Consider the following 1,544-nt stretch of genomic DNA (forward strand, 5'->3'; position numbering starts at 1 on the left):
CGCGGCCGAGGAGCGGGGGTCAGGCGGCTATCGGCTGCTTGCGGTCGGTGGACTGCGGGAGCGGCTCGCCGGACTGCGGGGCCGTGGGGGCCGCCTTGCGCAGGCCCTTCAGGAGGATCACCAGGGCGGTGGTGACGCCCACGCCCGCCGCCAGGGCGATCAGGTAGAGGAAGGGGTTGCCGATCAGGGGGACCACGAAGATGCCGCCGTGCGGGGCGCGCAGGGTGGCGTCGAAGGCCATCGACAGGGCGCCGGTGACCGCGCCGCCCGCCATCGACGCGGGGATGACGCGCAGGGGGTCGGCCGCCGCGAACGGGATCGCGCCCTCGGAGATGAACGACGCGCCCAGGACCCAGGCGGCCTTGCCGTTCTCGCGTTCCGTCTCCGTGAAGAGCTTCGCGCGGACCGTCGTCGCGAGGGCCATCGCCAGCGGCGGGACCATCCCGGCGGCCATCACCGCGGCCATGACCTTCATCGCCGAGTCGCTCGGGTCNNACGGGCCCGCCGAGGTCGAAGCACATCATCAGGCCGAGGAGGGCGCCCAGCAGGATCGCGTTGGAGCCGGTGAGGCCGTTCAGCCAGTCGGTCATGCCCTTCTGCGCGGACGCGATCGGCTTGCCGATCACCACGAACATCAGGAACCCGACGATCGCCGTGGAGATCAGCGGGATCACCACCACCGGCATGATGCCGCGCAGCGCCGTGGGGATCTTCACGCGCTGGATGCCGAGCACCACGCCGCCCGCGAGGAGGCCCGCGGCGAGGCCGCCGAGGAAGCCGGCGTTGATGGTGGAGGCGATCATGCCGCCGACGAAGCCGGGGACCAGGCCGGGGCGGTCCGCCATGCCGTACGCGATGTAGCCCGCGAGGACCGGGACCAGGAAGCCGAAGGAGACGGCGCCGATCTGGAACAGCAGCGCCGCCCAGCTGTCGGCCTGGGTCCACAGGAAGTGGTCCATCACCGACGGCGCCTTGTTGATCTTGTAGCCGCCGATCGCGAAGCCGAGGGCGATCAGGAGGCCGCCCGCCGCGACGAAGGGGACCATGTAACTCACGCCGGACATCAGCCACTTGCGCAGCTTCGTGCCGTAGCCCTCCGTGGAGTCGCCCGCGCGCTCCACCGGGGTCGGGGCCGAGCCCGTCGTCACCACTCCCCTGGCCGCCTTGTCCCTGACCTCGGCGATCAGCTCCGAGGGGCGGTTGATGCCGGCCTTCACGCCGACGTCGACCGTCGGCTTGCCGGCGAAGCGGTCCTTGTCGCGGACCGGGACGTCGTGCGCGAAGATCACGCCGTCCGCGTCCGCGATGAGCTGCGGGTCGAGGCGGGTGAAGCCGGCGGAGCCCTGCGTCTCGACGGTGAGCTGTACGCCCGCCTCGCGGGCCGCGTTCTCCAGGGACTCGGCGGCCATGTACGTGTGGGCGATGCCGGTGGGGCAGGAGGTGACGGCGACGATGCGGAAGGGGGTTTCCACGGGGGCCGGCTCCGCGGGCGCGGGCTGCTCTGCCGCTGCGGCACCGGTGGAGGCCGCCACCGGTGCCGCAGC

At 72.4% G+C, this 1,544-nt stretch carries 2 pseudogenes; both read right to left on the reverse strand.

What is annotated here, in order from left to right:
- Positions 1-19 precede the first annotated feature (19 nt).
- Positions 20-493, reverse strand: a pseudogene (locus tag AOK24_RS52095) (PTS lactose transporter subunit IIC); the annotation flags it as partial.
- A 2-nt stretch (positions 494-495) separates the two neighbouring features.
- Positions 496-1,544: pseudogene (locus AOK24_RS52100) on the reverse strand (fructose-specific PTS transporter subunit EIIC); the annotation flags it as partial.

It is taken from the genome of Streptomyces niveiscabiei (assembly GCF_001419795.1).
Classification (GTDB): domain Bacteria; phylum Actinomycetota; class Actinomycetes; order Streptomycetales; family Streptomycetaceae; genus Streptomyces; species Streptomyces niveiscabiei.